Genomic DNA, 14,074 nt, shown 5'->3' with positions numbered 1-14,074 from the left:
GGCGGATCACTTGTGGTTGACGCCGTGCATCAGCGCGAGGATCGCCCGGTTGAGCGGCACCGGCACACCGTGCCGCTCGCCGAGGCGCACCACCGCGCCGGTGATCAGCTCGTGCTCGGTGGCCCGCCCGGCGAGCCGGTCGTAGAGCATCGAGGTCCCGTCGTCCCCGGCGAACCCGTCGTAGATCTCCAGCGTGTGATCGACATCGGCCTCGGTGAGGCGCGCTCCGGCCGCCTTGCCGACCGCGATCGCCTCGTCCAGCAGCGCCTTCGTCAGCTCCCGGACCGCCGGATCGTGCTGAATGACGGACATCCGCTTCATGGTCAGCGACGTCACCGGGTTCGCGCCGACGTTGGTCAGCAGCTTGCGCCACGCCGCCGTCGGGAAGTCGGCGACCCGCTCGACGTGCAGCCACGACCCGTCGAGCAGCGCGGCGAACCGCTCCGCCGGATCCGTCGCGGTCGCGTTCGCCCGCACCGCGGAGCCCGGGACCGGCGAGTCGAACGTCGCCCGCGCGCCGTCCGGGGCCGTCCCCGGCGCGCCCGGCACCGTGATCCGCGCGCCCATCCGGTGCAGCGTGTGCCCCGGGGCCAGCGACTCCGCCGCCACGTACACCAGCGCGGGCAGCACCCGCGTCCCGTGCGGCACCAGCGGCCCGATCCGCTCGGCGTGATCCACACCGTTCTGCAGCACCACGACCGTCGTGTTCGGCCCGATCAGCGGCCCGAACCAGGCCGCCGCGCCACCCGCGTCCTGCGCCTTGGTGGCCAGCAGCACCCAGTCGACCTCGGTCGCCTCGGTCGGGTCGACCAGCACCGGGACGTCCAGCTCGCGCACGCTGTCGGCCCGCTCGACGACCAGCCGTTCCAACCGCCGCCGCGCGCAGACCACCACGTCGTGCCCGGCATCCACCGCAGCCGCGGCGACCACCGTACCGACCGCGCCGGCCCCGATCACCGCGACGCGGGTCCGTCTTGTGGACATGAACCTGCCTCCCGAAGTAACTGAGAATGTTTTCTCACTTCTCAGTCTGCGGGAGATCTTTTTCGGCTTCGTTACGCCGCGGGAAACCGCGGCATCGATCACAAAGACTGCCCTTCACAACCTTTTTCTTGTACGCCGTGCGCCGCACCCGCCCACCGTGAACCCGTCCCGTGGCAGTCCACGCGAGGTGGGCGACGGCCGCGGCCGGAACGCGGCCACCGGGGTGTGGCGGGGTCCCGGTCACCCCGCCACGGTCGTGCCGACCGTTCCGCCGGGTCGTTGAACACCGGGAGGCGGCGGTGATGTCCGGTGCCGCCTCCGCGAACGGTATCGTCGTCGGGTGCCTTGCTCGACGCACGGCGTCCACACGATCGGCGTGATCGCCGATCCGTGCGGAGTATCCCTGTTCGCCGTTGGAGCGGAGGTTTGATGGACACCTACGAACCTGATCCCATCGGGGCTGCCCCGGCAGTCGCCCGGTTGCTGCTGGAACTACGCGGCCGGACGAACGTCGACGTCAAGCCCTTCGGGCGGACGTTGCAGGTCCGGCCGAAGGGCGCCAACCGGATCGCGGTCCACATCCACCCCGGCGGCGTCGACGTCGCCATCGACCGGGAGAGCGCAGCCGCCTTCCTGGAGTCGGTCGAGGGCTCCTACCTGAAGGACCCCGACGACCCGGCCAGCCTGGTCTCCCTCGACGCCGACTGGATCGACGTCAACTACGACGCCCTGCTCGACGCCGCCGTCAAAGCGGTCGAGACGCAGGCCGCGCCGAAGCCGCCCGCCGCCGCACGGAGCACGGCCACCAAGGCGCCGTCGGCCCGCAAGGCCGCGGCCCCGGCGAAGCCCAAGCCCGCGGTCCGTCCCGAGCCGGCGATCTGCCCCACCTGCCGGCAGTACCAGCTGCTCGCCAGCGGGGAGTGCCCCTCCGGCTACTGCTGAGCGGCCGGTTCACGCGCCGGGACGGGACATGTCAGGTTGACCATGTTGCCGTCCGGGTCGTGGACGTGGGCGACCCGCTGACCCCACGGCATGTCGTTCGGCGGGCCGAGCAGCCGCCCGCCCGCCGCCTCCACCCGCGGCAGCAGCGCGTCGACGTCGTCGACCTCGATGCTCAGCAGTGTCCGCGAGGGGCGGGACACGTCGGTGTCGGCGTTGCCGACGATGCCGAACTCGGAGTCGCCCAGCCGCAGGCTGACGAAGAAGACCGGCCCCTCGGCGGGGTGCCGATTCGTCTCCACGGCACCGAGGAGCTCCTGATAGAAGGCGATCTGGCGGTCGATGTGCGGGGTGCTGACGATTGCTTGAACGGTGGGCATGGTGATCCTTTCCGTCGGTCTGCTTCTCCGGTAGACCGGCCGACGGCCCGCAACTCATCGGTGCTCCGGGGTCGCTCCAGGCCAGGGTGGCGCTGCGTTTCCTGCTCGACCGCTACCGGGACATCGCCGCCACCGACGCACCGATCGAGCACCGCAACCCGTGGATGACGGTGAGCGTCGACAAGCTGCCACTCGACGTCCGCCGCTGACGCCGGTCCCTAAGATCCGGAGGATGGCGGCGGGTGCGGGAGAACGGCAGCGGCGCGGGGACGCGCGGCTGCGGCGGGCGGCTCTGCTGGCCGCGGTGGGGGAGTTGCTGGCCGAGCGCGGGCCCGGATTCTCGCTGGCGGAGGCGGCGGAGCTGGCCGGGATCTCCACGGCGACCGCCTACCGGAACTTCTCCGACACGGCGAGTGCCGTCGACGCGTTCTTCGGTGAGCTGACCGGCGAGCTGATGGAGGCCTTCGACCGGCTCCCGGCCGGGGCCGATCCGATCGCCGACATCCAGGCGGTGTGCCGGGAATGGGTGGCGCGGGCGTCCCGCTGGGGCGCCGCGGCCGTGCACATCCGGTCGCCGCGGGGCGTGCTGGCGCGGCGGGGTGATCCGTTCGTCGGTGGCCTCTATCAGCGGCTGGACCGGCTCGTCGAGGCGGCGATCCGCGACGGCGCGGCGCCGGCGCAGGACGTGCGGTTCGCGGTCCTGATGTGGCTGACGATCTTCGACGAGCGGGTGGTGGTCGACCTGACCGGCACCCTCGGCTGGACCGTCGAGGACGCCGCCGAGCATCTGACCGGCGCCTTCCTGCGGGTCCTCGGCGTCTGACGGATCACCACGGCCAGTCGGCACGCAAGGCGGCGGCGGTCTCGCCGGGGTGGACGGCGAAGAAGTCCTCGCACGAGTCGTCGAAGACCAGTCGCGGTCCGCAGGTCCCGGCCAGGGCGCAGGCCGCCGCGAGGACGGCAGCGGGGTGCGGTTTCCGGAACGCCAGGTGATCCACCGGCGTGCCGAGGTCGATGACCTGACCGGCGTGGATGTTGATCTCGCCCAGGTCGAGGCCGTCGCAGGCGCTGGGATTCGGGCATTCCGGCAGGTGGGCGGCCGGATCGGCGTCGCTCAACCGGAACCAGGCCGTGCCGTGACAGCCGGCCGCGCGGAACGCGGCGAGCACCGCGGCGACCGTGGGCGGCGGATTCGCGGGGATCGGGCCCGCCGGGAGCCCGCGCGTGAAGGACACTCCGTCGGCGAACTCCCGCATGCCGTCGCTCAGTGCCATCACGTACATCGACCAGCTCATCGCGGCATTGTGCCGGTGCCAGGGCGGGGAGCGCCCGCCCTGGCACCCCGGCGCGGGTCAGCCGAGGGCGGCGACCGCGGCCAGGATCGTCTCGGCGACGGCGGCCGGCTGGGAGACCGGCAGGGCGTGACCGGCGCCCTCGATCTCGCGCTGGACGCGGCCGCCGGCCCGCTCGGCCATGAACGCCATCGCCTCGGCCGGGATGTTGCGGTCGGCGCTGCCCCAGACGAAGAAGCTCGGCACGGTACGCCACGCGGGCTCACCGTCGGCCAGGCCCTCGGTCAGCGCGGCCTCGGTGACCGGGCGCTGGGTGACGGCCATCAGCGCGGCCGTGGCCGGGTCGACATCGGCGGCGAACTGCTGCGGGAACTTACCCGCCTCGATCGACAGCTCGACACCGCCGCCGGTGAGCGTGCGCGGGACGACCGCTCCGCCGAGGGTGCTGCCCTCGAACCTGCCGGACAGCTGCAGGGCGCTCTCGCCCGCCTCCGGGGTGAACGCGGCGACGTAGACGAGCGCCTTCACCGCGTCGTTCCCGGCGGCGGCCTGGGTGATGACCTGACCGCCGTAGGAGTGCCCGACCAGGACGACCGGGCCGTTCAGCGAGGCGACCACGTCCCGGACGTAGGTGGCGTCACCGGAGAGGCTGCGCAGCGGGTTGGCCACCGCGAGCGTGGTGACACCCGCCTCGGCCAGCAGCGATACGACACCGTTCCAGCTCGCGGACTCGGCGAACGCTCCGTGCACCAGGACGACGACCGGCTTGGACATGACTACCTCCCGTGGATGTTCCGACAGCCGGGAACCTACGGCGGGCATGTTGGCTATCAGTGACAAACGAGTGCATCGCGCTGGTTCCCGGCCGAGATCGGCGTCCTGACCGCGTCGGATAGCTGACCGTACTTTCACCCCCAGGAGGGGACGACCTTTTTGTACGGTTGTCGCCGGCGCAGGATCCGGCGGGGCGAAGAACACTGCCCCGTCCCGCCGGGTCCTGCGCCCACCGATCATCCGGCCGACGGCTGCCGATCATATCCGTCCCGTGTCTTTCGGATGGTTCTTGGACAGCTGCGTTGACTTCGGCATTCATGAGGCATCCATTGGAGTTCTGACAATTCCAACGGCGGCCGGAGGGTCACATGTCAGTGGAACTGGATCGTCGACTCGCGGAGTCCGGCACCAAATTCCGGATCTTTCCGCAACCCCGCTTCCTGACCAAGGAAGGCACCGACGAGCCGCTCTTCGCGGAGCCCGAGGTCGTGGTGCTCTCCGTCGAACCGGCTGCCATGCAGCCCGGACCCGCCGACGACCGGATGTTCGTGGTCGACGCGATCGGCAAGCAGCCCTACAACAGTTTCTTCCGCCCACCCTTCCGCGGTTCGGCGCGGCCACCGGTCCGGCCGGCCGAGAACGGCCATTTCGATCACCTCGACCCGGACAGCCGGGAATTCAAGGCGGCCACGATGTACGCGACCGTCCGCCGGGTCCTCGACATCTGGGAGGACTACTTCGGCCGTACCATCCAATGGCATTTCGAGTCTGATTTCGCCCGCCTCGAACTGATCCCGTTGATCGAATGGGACAACGCCCAGTCCGGTTACGGATTCCTGGAATTCGGGTTCGGGCGCAAGGAGAACGGCACGATCGATCACGACCGGCCGTTCTGTGAGAACTTCGACGTGCTGGCCCACGAGCTCGGCCACAGCATCATCTTCGCCGAGGTGGGGGTGCCGGCCAGCCCGTTCGACGAGGGCGTCGACTACGGCGGCATGCACGAGTCGGCCGGTGACCTGGTCGCGATCGTGGCGTCGCTGCACTTCCACTCCCTCGTCGACCAGCTGCTCGACTCCACCAAGGGCAACCTGCTCACCGTCAACGGCCTGGACCGGGTGGGTGAGCTGTCGAACAGCCGGGAGATCCGGGTGGCGCTGAACTCGCGGCGCATGTCGGACGTCAGCGACCAGCCGCACGAGCGGTCGCTGCCGCTGACCGGAGCGATCTTCGACACCATGGTGGAGGTGTTCCAGCAGGATCTGGTCGATCGGAAACTGATCACCGAGGACCTGCGCAACCGGTCCACCCACCTGCCCGGCAACGAGGCCGACCTGCGGCAGATCCAGGGCGAGTTCGCCACCGCGTACGCCGGCAACGAGTCGGCGTTCAAGGAGTCGCTGCTGATGGCCCGCGATTACCTGGGCCGGCTCCTCGCCATCACCTACAGCAGCATCTCGGCGGACTTCCTGACCTACCACGGCATGCTGCGGGCGATCCTGGACGCGGACCGGGAGCTGACCATGGGCGCGCACGCGCAGATCATCCGCGAATGCTTCGCCTGGCGGGAGATCGCGCCGGTGCCGACGTCCATGCTGGTGCGCCAGCACACCATCATGAACTGCGGTTTCACCACCCTTCAGGGCCCGGCGCCCACCGGCGAGGCGCAGCGTGACTACATGATCCCGGCGCCCCGATCCAACGGCGCCCGGCTCACCGTCCGTCCCTGAAGAACCGGCCGGGTGGGTGCCCGAGAGCGCGGCGGAACACGTCGATGAACGCGCTCGCGGACGCCCACCCGCACCGGTGTGCCACCACGGTCACGACAGGATCACCTGCCCTCCCGTGCCGGTCTGGCGTGTCTCCTTGCGGGTCAACTTCGCGAACCGGCGGCTCTTCCGGCGGTCGAAGCCTGACCCTGGAAGGGACGCCGCCGATCGAGGAGGAACACGATGACGTACGAGGTCACCGTCAAGGAGGTCGCCATCCGCCCGGTGGCCGCCCTGACCCTGCGGGCGAACCTGGCCACCATCGGCGAGGCCATCCAGCACGGGTTCGGCACGGTGATCGGCGCCGTCAGCACGGCCGGCGCCACCCCGGACGGGCCGCCGTTCGTGATCTACCACGCGGTCCTCGACGCCGACACCGAGGGCGACGTGGAGATCTGCGTCCCGGTCCCGGCCGGGGCCACCCTCCCGGAGGGTGTGGTCCGCTATTACGAGATCCCCGCCGGCAAGGTCGCCGCCACCATCCACCACGGCCCCTACCAGGAGATCTCTCCGGCGTACCAGGTCCTGGAGACGTGGATCGAGGAGCACGGCGCCGGACCGCACGGCGCGCCCCGCGAGGTCTACCTGGACGTGCCCGAGACCGTCGCCCCCGAGGAACTGCGCACCGAGGTCCAGTTCCCGATCGGGGAAGTGACCGCCTGACCCGCCCGGGCCGCCGTCCCGAGGAGCAGCCGACGGCACGGGGACGCTATCCGGCGAAGGACTCCCGGCCCACCACCCGCAGCAGTTCCAGATGACCGGCGGTGTCGCTGCCCGGTGGCGCGGTGAGCAGTTCCAGGCGCTGATCCTCCGCCGGGGTCGCCAGGGTCTCGCAGTCGAACTCGATCAGCCCGACCGTCGGGTGCCGCAACCGGATCCGGCTGTGCCGCCGCACCGCCACCTCGTGCCGGTCCCACACCTCGCCGAACTCGGTGCCGGACGCCCGCAGCCGGGCGACGAGCGCGGCCGCCACCGGGTCGGAGCCGCGGCGGGCGACCGCCGCGCGCAGGTCGGCCACGTACAACCGCGCCCAGTAGTCGTGCTCCTCCGCCGGGTACGCGGCCCGCATCCGCGGGTCGTTGAACCACCGCCACACGATGTTGTGATCCTGGCCGTGATCGTGGTCGAACGGCACGCAGATGTCGCCGAACAGGATCTGGGCCATGGTGTTCTGCGCCAGCAGGTCACCGAGGTCGCTGACGATCTGGGCGGGCACCCCGGTGAGCTGGTCCAGCAGGTAGAGCAGGCCGGGCCGCACATGGGTGCCGGCCAGCCGCCCGCCCGGCGGCCGGTGCCCGGCGAGCAGGTAGAGGTGGTCGCGTTCGTCGTCGTCGAGCCGCAGCGCCTGCGCCAGCGACCGCAGCAGCTGGGTGGACGGCTGCGGGCTGCGCGCCTGCTCCAGGCGCATCAGGTAGTCGGCGGACATGCCGGCCAGCAGCGCCACCTCCTCCCGGCGCAGTCCCGGGGTGCGCCGGCGTGGGCCGGCCGCCAGCCCGACCTCCTGCGGCCCCAGCCGTTCCCGGCAGCGCCGGATGAAGTCGGCCAGCTCACGTCGATCCATGCCGTCCATCCTGAGGCAGCCGCCGCGCCGGAGCCAGGGACCGCCGATCCTAGGGAACGTCCTGGCCGGACGGCGGGGGACCGCCGATCCCAGGAGGAACGGTCCGCTCCACAACGGCCGTCCGCCGCCGCACAGTGGGTGCCGTCCCAGACGACGAGAGAGGTGGCAGTCATGGAGGCGATCGTCTTCGACCGGTTCGGCGGACCCGAGGTGCTGCACGTGGCGCAGGCCGAGGTGCCGCGGCCGGGACCGGGCCAGATCCGGCTGCGGGTGAGGTCCGCCGGGGTCAACCCGGTCGATTACAAGATCCGCAGCGGCTGGCTGGAGCAGGTCTTCCCGACCACGTTCCCGAGGATCCTCGGCTGGGAGGCGTCCGGTGTGGTCGACGCGGTCGGCGCGGACGTCACCGGCCTGGCCGCCGGCGACGAGGTGTTCGGGTTCACCGACACCGGCGCCTACGCGGAGTACGCGCTGGCCACCGTGGTGGCCCGCAAACCGGCCGGGCTGGGCTGGGACGAGGCGGCGGCGCTGCCGGTGGCCGGTGAGACCGCGCAGCGGGTGCTGGACCTGCTCGCCGTCGGCGCCGGCGACACGCTGCTGCTGCACGGGGCGTCCGGTGGGGTCGGCGGGGTGGCCGTGCAGCTGGCGGTGGCGCGCGGGGCGACCGTCGTCGGGACGGCGTCCCCGGCCAACCACGACCATCTGCGGTCGCTGGGGGCGGTGCCGGTGGCGTACGGCGACGGCCTGGCCGACCGGGTCCGTGCGGTGGCCCCGCGCGGTGTCGGCGCGGTCTTCGACGCTGCCGGGCAGGGCGCGCTGCCGGTGTCGGTGGAGCTGCGGGGTGGCACCGACCGGATCGTCACGATCGCCGACGGGGTGGCCGCGCGGGAGCTCGGCGTCCCGTTCTCCGCCGACGGTCCCCGTACCGCCGAGGGTCTGGCGGAGCTGGCGTCCGCGGGCCTGCGGATCACGGTGGCGCAGACGTTCCCGCTGGCCGACGCGGGCAAGGCGCACGAGCAGCTGGCCGGCGGCCACACTCGCGGCAAGATTCTGCTGCACCCGTGACGGCCGCGGCCGTGGGCGGGACCGATCCCCGCCCACGGCCGGTGCCGCTGGTCAGTACCGGGCGGGCGCGGCCTGCCGCTGGGCCTGCTGACCGACCCAGGCGTGCAGCTCGTCGCCGTTCATGATCGGGCCGAGGGCGGAACCCTGGCCGCCGGTGCAGCCGATCTGGACCACCGCGTCGTACAGCTCACGGGAGTCGACGCCCTCGACGACGGTCGTGATGTTCAGCGATTTCGCCAGTTCGACGGTGGACCGGACGACCGCCGCGTCCTGCGGGCTCTCCAGGATCGGGGTGACGAACGCCGGGTCGAGTTTCAGCTCCTCGACCGGGGTGGACCGCAGCCGGGTCAGCGACGGCGCCGACCGGCCGTAGTGGTCCAGCGAGAGCCGGACCCCGAAGTGGCGCAGCTGGCCGAGCGCGTTCGAGGTGCGCCGCGGGTCGATCAGCAGCACCTCCTCGGAGATCTCCAGGGTCACCGCGCCGTACGGCAGGCCGAACTTGTTGATCAGGGGGCCGAGCTCGTACGGCAGTCGTGCGTCGAGCACGTCGGCGGCCGTCACGTCGATCGCCACGCCCATCTCGATGCCCTGCCGCAGCCAGTAGCCGCAGGTGGCCAGGGCCGATTCGAGCAGGATCCGGGTCAGCTGGCGGGCCAGGCCCAGACGTACCGCCAGCGGCCGCACCCGGTCGGCGTCGATCACCCCGAGCGTCGGGTGGTGCCACCGCAGGATCGCCTCCATCGCGATCGGCCGCCCGGTCGCCAGGTCGATCTTCGGCTGGAAGTAGGTGGCGAACTCCGACTTCTCCACCGCGCGGAGCAGATCCGGGAACACCGACGGGCCGAACTCGTTGCCGAAGTCGGCGCTCCGGCCGTACGTCTCCACCTCGCTGCGGTTCTCCTTCGCGACCCGCAGCGCGTCGACGGCGCACCGGATCAGGTCGGCGGGGCGGTTCGCGTGCATCGGCGCGAGGGCGATGCCGGTGCTCAGCTCGATCTGCACGGCGCCTTCGCCGACCGGCACCGGAGTGGCGAGTTTGCGTAGCAGCGCGCGGGTCTGGCCGTCGATGTTGTTGAGCTCGCCCGGCCCGAACATCCGCAGCACGGCCATCTCCACCCCGCCGAGACGGGCCGGGATCGCGTCCTCGGGCAGGTTCTCGCGCAGCCGGGCGCCGACCGTGTCGATGATCGTGTCGCCGGTGCTGTACCCGAGGATGGCGTTGATGTCGGGCAGGTGGTCGACGGTGATGATGGTGAGCGCCAGCTGGCTGCCCGGCGTGATCTTCGACAGCAGGGCGGGCAGTTCGGCGTCGAGGACCCGCCGGTTGCCCAGGCCGCTGAGCAGGTCGGTGTTCGCCGCCTTCTGGGTCCGGGCCAGCTCGCGTGCCTGCTCGAAGGTGAGCGCGGTCCGCCCGCCCGCGGCGATCAGGCAGCCACTGGCCAGGATGATCGAGATCGGGTGGATCTCCACGAACGTGCCGACGATCAGCACCCCGAGCGCGCACAGCGAGAACAGGATCGGCACGATCAGGGTCGCGAACGCGCGGGCCTCCTCGACCGGGCCGCGGCTGCGGGCCGAGCCGGCCAGCGCCATCAGGGTCAGCCCGGCCATCCACACGCCGTCGACCCAGTTGCCGTCGCTGTAGGTGTTGTTGGCCAGGCTGAACAGGTAGGCGGTGTCGGCGATGGCGAAGAACCCGGCGCCGATGCCGAGCAGCCACCAGGCCGGATCGCGCCGCCACCGGACCATCGCCAGCGCGGCCACCGTGACGACCAGCAGCAACAGGTCGCCGATCGGGTAGGACAGGTTGGTCAGCGTGGCGGCGCTGTTGTCGGCGTCCGCCTTCGCCAGCACGTCGGCGAGCGCGATCGCGGAGAACACCGCGCCGGCGGCCAGCGACGAGACCAGGCCGTCGAGCCACACCGACGCGGGCAGCCGCTTGCTTCCGGCCCGGGCGAGCAGGATCAGGCCCAGGTAGGCGAGCGGGTACATCCCCACGTAGAACGCGTCGGCCAGCGACGGCACCGGGATCACCGCGGCGTCGGAGAACGCCGCCTGCCAGTAGATGTCGCCGATCGACCAGGAGGTGACGGCGAGGGCTATCAGCAGCCAGGCGGTCCGGTTGCGCCGGGCCAGCAGTGGGCGGGCCAGCGCCAGCAGGCAGGTGCAGATCAGCACGACCGGATAGAAGCCGTTGTCCAGAAGGTCCGGGCGGGTGGCGAAGGGGGCCAGGGTGGTGAGCGCGTAGAGGAAGCCGAGCCCGGCCACCAGGACGCGCGCCTGCCGGAAGATTCTGCTGGTGAGGATGCCCTCGTCTCGATCGACCGCGTCCGCCTGGTCGACGTGGGCCGGGGTGTGCGTCACAATTCTGATCCCGTCGTCAAAATATGCTTAGCGGTCGACCGAGTAATGGTGAAGAAAAATAGGGGGGCACTCGAATAGGCGTATTAAGGGGGAACACGCCTCGAAATCGACCGATCTGGATCTTAGTGCACGGCGAGTGTCCTGTGTGTCCCATCCGGCCGGGAACCCCCGACGGCTTCGACGAAAGGGGTGTCGAAGCCGTTGAAAGACGAGGCGTAAACCGAGGTGTACGCCCCCGCGCTGCCGATGAAGACCTGGTCACCGGTGGACAGTCCGCGCGACAGCGGCACACCGAACAGGATCGTGTCCTGGCTGTCACAGGTCGGGCCGGTGAGATGGCACGGCACCGGGTCCCGGTCGAGCGAGTCCCACACCGGGAAGTGCAGCCGGTTGCCGGTCTCCAGGCTCTCCATCAGCCCGTTGAACGCGCCGACGTCGAGGTGCACCCAGCGGCGCCCGGCCCGCTCGGCGGTCCCGATCACCGTCGCGACGAGCGTGCCGGCCTCGGCGACGAGCGCCCGGCCCGGCTCCGCGACGGCGCGTACCGGATAGGGCAGGGTGGACAGGCCGGCCGCGATCACCGCGCCGTACTCGGCCGCCGGGGGTGGTGGCACGTCGTAGCGGGCCGGGAAACCGCCGCCCAGGTCGACCATCTCGAGGCGGATGCCGTCCGCGGCGAGCCTCGCCATGATCTCGCCCGCGGCGGTCAGCGGGGCCCGCCAGGCGGCCGGGCGCATCATCTGCGAGCCGACGTGGAAGGCGATCCCGTACGGCCGCAGGCCGCGGTCGCGAGCCGTCAGCAGCAACGCGGCGGCGGCGCCCGGGTCGACGCCGAACTTGCCCTCGCTGGGCACCTCGCTGTCGATGTCCGGGGCGGCGATCCGGACGAACACCTCGGCGCCCGGAGCCAGGGCCGCCAGCTTGTCCAGCTCGGCGACCGAGTCGAAGGCGAACCGCCGCACGCCCAGGGCATGGGTGCGCGCGATCTGCGCGGGCGCCTTCACCGGGTTGCTGAACAGCACCTGACCAGCGTCGACGCCCAGGGGCAGCAGAAGATCGAGCTCCCGGGCGGAGGCGATCTCGAACCGGCAGCCGAGATCGTTCAGGGTGCTCAGCACGGGCGGGAAGTCGTTGCACTTCATGGCGTAGTGCAGCGTGACGCCGGGTAGGGCCGCGGTCATCCGCCGGTGGCTCGCGGCCACCGCGTCGAGGTCCATCAGCAGGCGGGGGGTGTGTTCCTGGCGGCGCACGATGTTCTCCGTTTCAGCCCGGGCCGGTGGTGCTGCCTTGCCGCGGCCGTGGCGCGCCGACGGCGACCACGGCGGCGAAGCGTGGGCCGGACGGCGCGATCGCCACGGCGGCGATCCGGCGCCTCCGGGCCGCGGCGCGCCGCTGAGCGGCCTCGTAGCAGATGATCGCCACGATGTAGAAGACGACGTCGGCGAGGACCTTGCCGAGCGCGGAGCCGGTGACGATGCCGCCGGTCAGGAAGGGGCCGACGAAGAGCATGAGCGGGCGAACGGCCAGGGAGTCGAACGCCTCGGCGGGTCCGAACTCGGCCGACAGCATCCCCGCGGTCCGTGCCGCGCGCCGGCGCCGGCCGGGCGGGCCGCCGGCCTGGCGCCGCCACTCCAGGGCCACCATCACCCCGTAGAACCCGGCGTTCTCGGCGATCGTCCCGGCCAGCGCCGCGGCGGCCCGGCTGTCCCAGACCTGGAATGCGGCATAGGCGCCGATGACTGAGCACACGGTTCCCAGCGCCTCGGCGGGCAGGTAGCGGGAACACCATTCCCGTGCCTTGCGCAGCCAATGTCGACCGCGCACGCCGGTGGTCGCCACGGAGTCACATTCTCTCTGTCGGGGGGAACAGCAGCTCACGAGTGCGATCACGGCACATTGAGCCAGGGGAATTTATCACGGGCTATTTTCGCCTACAAGATCCGGCGAGCGGAATCGCGGCGCATCCACAGTGCACACTCGTTCACCATGAGATGATCATGAATAAATCGTCACCGATCGCCTGCGGTGATCTTGCCAGCTGCCCGGCACCCGGCTAGCGTCCGACGGGAAAGCGCTTACCCGCAGGTGGGGAGCCACGCCGAGAAAGGTCTGCGGGATGACCGAACTGCTGGTCGACGGAATCGCTGTCGCCACCTACGTGACCAGCCCCGACGTCGACATCCGGCTGGCGCCACGGCCCTACCTGCACCCGGTCCGCACCCTCGGCGGAACAGTCGTCACCGACGAGTTCCCGCAGGACCATCCCTGGCACCTCGGAGCCTCGGTGACCATGCAGGACGTCGACGGGATCAACATCTGGGGCGGCCGCACCTACGTACGTGACGAGGGTTACATCTGGCGCGACGACCACGGCCGGGTCGTGTCGGACGGCCGGACGCCGCTGCCCGGCGGCCTGAGCGACGGCCTGCGCTGGTGCGATGCCGGCGGCCGGACCCTGCTGCGCGAGCGGCGTTCGGTCACGGCCGGTCCCGCCCCGCACGGCTGGGAGCTCTCCTTCCGGTACGAGCTGAGCGCCCCCCGCGAGTCCGCGGTGGTGATCGGCAGCCCCGCGACGAACGGCCGCACCGGCGGAGCGGGTTACGGCGGCTTCTTCTGGCGCGCCACGGCCGGCGAGGCGGTGGCGTTCACCCCCTCCGGCGCGGAACCGCACGGTTCGGCCGAGCCGTGGGTGGCCCTGACCGTGCGGGACGCGTACACCCTGGTCTTCCGTGGTCTGGCCGGCGACGACCGCTGGTTCGCCCGCACCGGCGACTACAACGGCGTGTGCGTCGCGCTCGCCTACGACCACACCCTCACGATCGAGCCGGGCGTCCCGTACACCAGGGAGATCCGTGTCCTGGTCGCCGACGGCGTCCTCACCCGCGACGACATCGGCGCCACCGGCAATCCCTGAGCGGGTCTCCGCCACCCGTCGCCGGCGTCACC

Annotated in this window: 15 protein-coding genes; 7 read left to right on the top strand and 8 right to left on the bottom strand. The window is 71.4% G+C overall.

The genetic code is table 11. The annotated features are described in order from the left end of the window. Positions 1-6 precede the first annotated feature (6 nt). Positions 7-984: a 2-dehydropantoate 2-reductase gene (locus Aut01nite_RS29395; RefSeq protein WP_043524235.1), complete on the bottom strand. Its 978-nt coding sequence runs from the start codon at positions 982-984 to the stop codon at positions 7-9. Positions 985-1,413: 429 nt separating this feature from the next. Between Aut01nite_RS29395 and Aut01nite_RS29390 the strand changes: the two genes are divergently transcribed. Then, complete coding sequence (locus Aut01nite_RS29390) at positions 1,414-1,926, top strand: hypothetical protein (RefSeq protein WP_043524236.1); 513 nt, start codon at positions 1,414-1,416, stop codon at positions 1,924-1,926. Here the strand turns inward: Aut01nite_RS29390 and Aut01nite_RS29385 are convergent. Beyond that, a complete protein-coding gene (locus Aut01nite_RS29385) occupies positions 1,917-2,303 on the bottom strand; it encodes a VOC family protein (protein WP_043524237.1) in 387 nt (128 codons plus the stop codon). The genes Aut01nite_RS29390 and Aut01nite_RS29385 overlap by 10 nt on opposite strands. Positions 2,304-2,389: 86 nt before the next feature. Between Aut01nite_RS29385 and Aut01nite_RS44440 the strand changes: the two genes are divergently transcribed. Both Aut01nite_RS44440 and Aut01nite_RS29380 read left to right on the top strand, forming a co-directional pair. Continuing rightward, entirely contained in the window at positions 2,390-2,512 is a 123-nt protein-coding gene (locus Aut01nite_RS44440; protein ID WP_268871698.1) for a hypothetical protein, read from the top strand. A 23-nt stretch (positions 2,513-2,535) separates the two neighbouring features. After that, the gene (locus tag Aut01nite_RS29380) at positions 2,536-3,126 is read left to right on the top strand and encodes a TetR/AcrR family transcriptional regulator (RefSeq protein ID WP_052163526.1); all 591 of its coding nucleotides are present in this window, start codon (positions 2,536-2,538) and stop codon (positions 3,124-3,126) included. Positions 3,127-3,130: 4 nt separating this feature from the next. On the opposite strand, the gene Aut01nite_RS29375 is transcribed toward Aut01nite_RS29380, so the two are convergent. Then, positions 3,131-3,598, bottom strand: coding sequence for a hypothetical protein (locus Aut01nite_RS29375; protein WP_152628621.1), 468 nt, complete (start codon positions 3,596-3,598; stop codon positions 3,131-3,133). Between the two features lie 57 nt (positions 3,599-3,655). Then, positions 3,656-4,369, bottom strand: coding sequence for an alpha/beta fold hydrolase (locus tag Aut01nite_RS29370; protein WP_043524239.1), 714 nt, complete (start codon positions 4,367-4,369; stop codon positions 3,656-3,658). 368 nt (positions 4,370-4,737) lie between these two features. Here Aut01nite_RS29370 and Aut01nite_RS29365 point away from each other — a divergent pair, with 368 nt between their 5' ends. Further along, positions 4,738-6,099, top strand: coding sequence for a gluzincin family metallopeptidase (locus Aut01nite_RS29365; protein WP_043524240.1), 1,362 nt, complete (start codon positions 4,738-4,740; stop codon positions 6,097-6,099). A 222-nt stretch (positions 6,100-6,321) separates the two neighbouring features. Continuing rightward, positions 6,322-6,801 carry a GyrI-like domain-containing protein gene (locus tag Aut01nite_RS29360; protein WP_043524242.1) on the top strand — a complete coding sequence of 160 codons (480 nt, stop codon included), beginning with the start codon at positions 6,322-6,324 and terminating at the stop codon, positions 6,799-6,801. A gap of 46 nt (positions 6,802-6,847) precedes the next feature. On the opposite strand, the gene Aut01nite_RS29355 is transcribed toward Aut01nite_RS29360, so the two are convergent. Further along, on the bottom strand, positions 6,848-7,699 hold the full coding sequence (locus Aut01nite_RS29355; protein ID WP_236642643.1) for a helix-turn-helix transcriptional regulator: 852 nt from the start codon (positions 7,697-7,699) through the stop codon (positions 6,848-6,850). A gap of 171 nt (positions 7,700-7,870) precedes the next feature. On the opposite strand from Aut01nite_RS29355, the gene Aut01nite_RS29350 reads away from it, so the two are divergent. Beyond that, positions 7,871-8,764 (top strand): NADP-dependent oxidoreductase, encoded by an 894-nt coding sequence (locus Aut01nite_RS29350; RefSeq protein ID WP_043524244.1) that lies wholly within the window; start codon positions 7,871-7,873, stop codon positions 8,762-8,764. A 51-nt stretch (positions 8,765-8,815) separates the two neighbouring features. On the opposite strand, the gene Aut01nite_RS29345 is transcribed toward Aut01nite_RS29350, so the two are convergent. From Aut01nite_RS29345 to Aut01nite_RS29335, 3 genes are all read right to left on the bottom strand, one after another. Next, positions 8,816-11,128: a bifunctional diguanylate cyclase/phosphodiesterase gene (locus tag Aut01nite_RS29345; protein WP_043524245.1), complete on the bottom strand. Its 2,313-nt coding sequence runs from the start codon at positions 11,126-11,128 to the stop codon at positions 8,816-8,818. A 122-nt stretch (positions 11,129-11,250) separates the two neighbouring features. Further along, the gene (locus Aut01nite_RS29340; RefSeq protein WP_063958749.1) at positions 11,251-12,378 is read right to left on the bottom strand and encodes a type III PLP-dependent enzyme; all 1,128 of its coding nucleotides are present in this window, start codon (positions 12,376-12,378) and stop codon (positions 11,251-11,253) included. A gap of 13 nt (positions 12,379-12,391) precedes the next feature. Beyond that, on the bottom strand, positions 12,392-12,967 hold the full coding sequence (locus tag Aut01nite_RS29335) for a hypothetical protein (protein ID WP_204037724.1): 576 nt from the start codon (positions 12,965-12,967) through the stop codon (positions 12,392-12,394). 277 nt (positions 12,968-13,244) lie between these two features. On the opposite strand from Aut01nite_RS29335, the gene Aut01nite_RS29330 reads away from it, so the two are divergent. Further along, positions 13,245-14,042 carry a DUF6807 domain-containing protein gene (locus Aut01nite_RS29330; protein WP_043524246.1) on the top strand — a complete coding sequence of 266 codons (798 nt, stop codon included), beginning with the start codon at positions 13,245-13,247 and terminating at the stop codon, positions 14,040-14,042. Positions 14,043-14,074: the final 32 nt, after the last annotated feature.

This window comes from Actinoplanes utahensis, from assembly GCF_016862455.1.
Taxonomy (GTDB): domain Bacteria; phylum Actinomycetota; class Actinomycetes; order Mycobacteriales; family Micromonosporaceae; genus Actinoplanes; species Actinoplanes utahensis.
Note: the sequence above shows the minus strand (reverse complement) of the source record. Positions and strands in the feature narration are given on the sequence as shown.

What these genes read in the sequence shown, in the direction of transcription:
- Aut01nite_RS29350 (WP_043524244.1), top strand. Translation starts at nt 7,871, where the DNA reads ATGGAGGCGATCGTCTTCGACCGGTTCGGCGGACCCGAGGTGCTGCAC.
- Aut01nite_RS29390 (WP_043524236.1), top strand. Translation starts at nt 1,414, where the DNA reads ATGGACACCTACGAACCTGATCCCATCGGGGCTGCCCCGGCAGTCGCC.
- Aut01nite_RS29330 (WP_043524246.1), top strand. Translation starts at nt 13,245, where the DNA reads ATGACCGAACTGCTGGTCGACGGAATCGCTGTCGCCACCTACGTGACC.
- Aut01nite_RS29380 (WP_052163526.1), top strand. Translation starts at nt 2,536, where the DNA reads ATGGCGGCGGGTGCGGGAGAACGGCAGCGGCGCGGGGACGCGCGGCTG.
- Aut01nite_RS29375 (WP_152628621.1), bottom strand. Translation starts at nt 3,598, where the DNA reads ATGAGCTGGTCGATGTACGTGATGGCACTGAGCGACGGCATGCGGGAG.
- Aut01nite_RS29365 (WP_043524240.1), top strand. Translation starts at nt 4,738, where the DNA reads ATGTCAGTGGAACTGGATCGTCGACTCGCGGAGTCCGGCACCAAATTC.
- Aut01nite_RS29370 (WP_043524239.1), bottom strand. Translation starts at nt 4,369, where the DNA reads ATGTCCAAGCCGGTCGTCGTCCTGGTGCACGGAGCGTTCGCCGAGTCC.
- Aut01nite_RS29395 (WP_043524235.1), bottom strand. Translation starts at nt 984, where the DNA reads ATGTCCACAAGACGGACCCGCGTCGCGGTGATCGGGGCCGGCGCGGTC.
- Aut01nite_RS29355 (WP_236642643.1), bottom strand. Translation starts at nt 7,699, where the DNA reads ATGGATCGACGTGAGCTGGCCGACTTCATCCGGCGCTGCCGGGAACGG.
- Aut01nite_RS29385 (WP_043524237.1), bottom strand. Translation starts at nt 2,303, where the DNA reads ATGCCCACCGTTCAAGCAATCGTCAGCACCCCGCACATCGACCGCCAG.
- Aut01nite_RS29360 (WP_043524242.1), top strand. Translation starts at nt 6,322, where the DNA reads ATGACGTACGAGGTCACCGTCAAGGAGGTCGCCATCCGCCCGGTGGCC.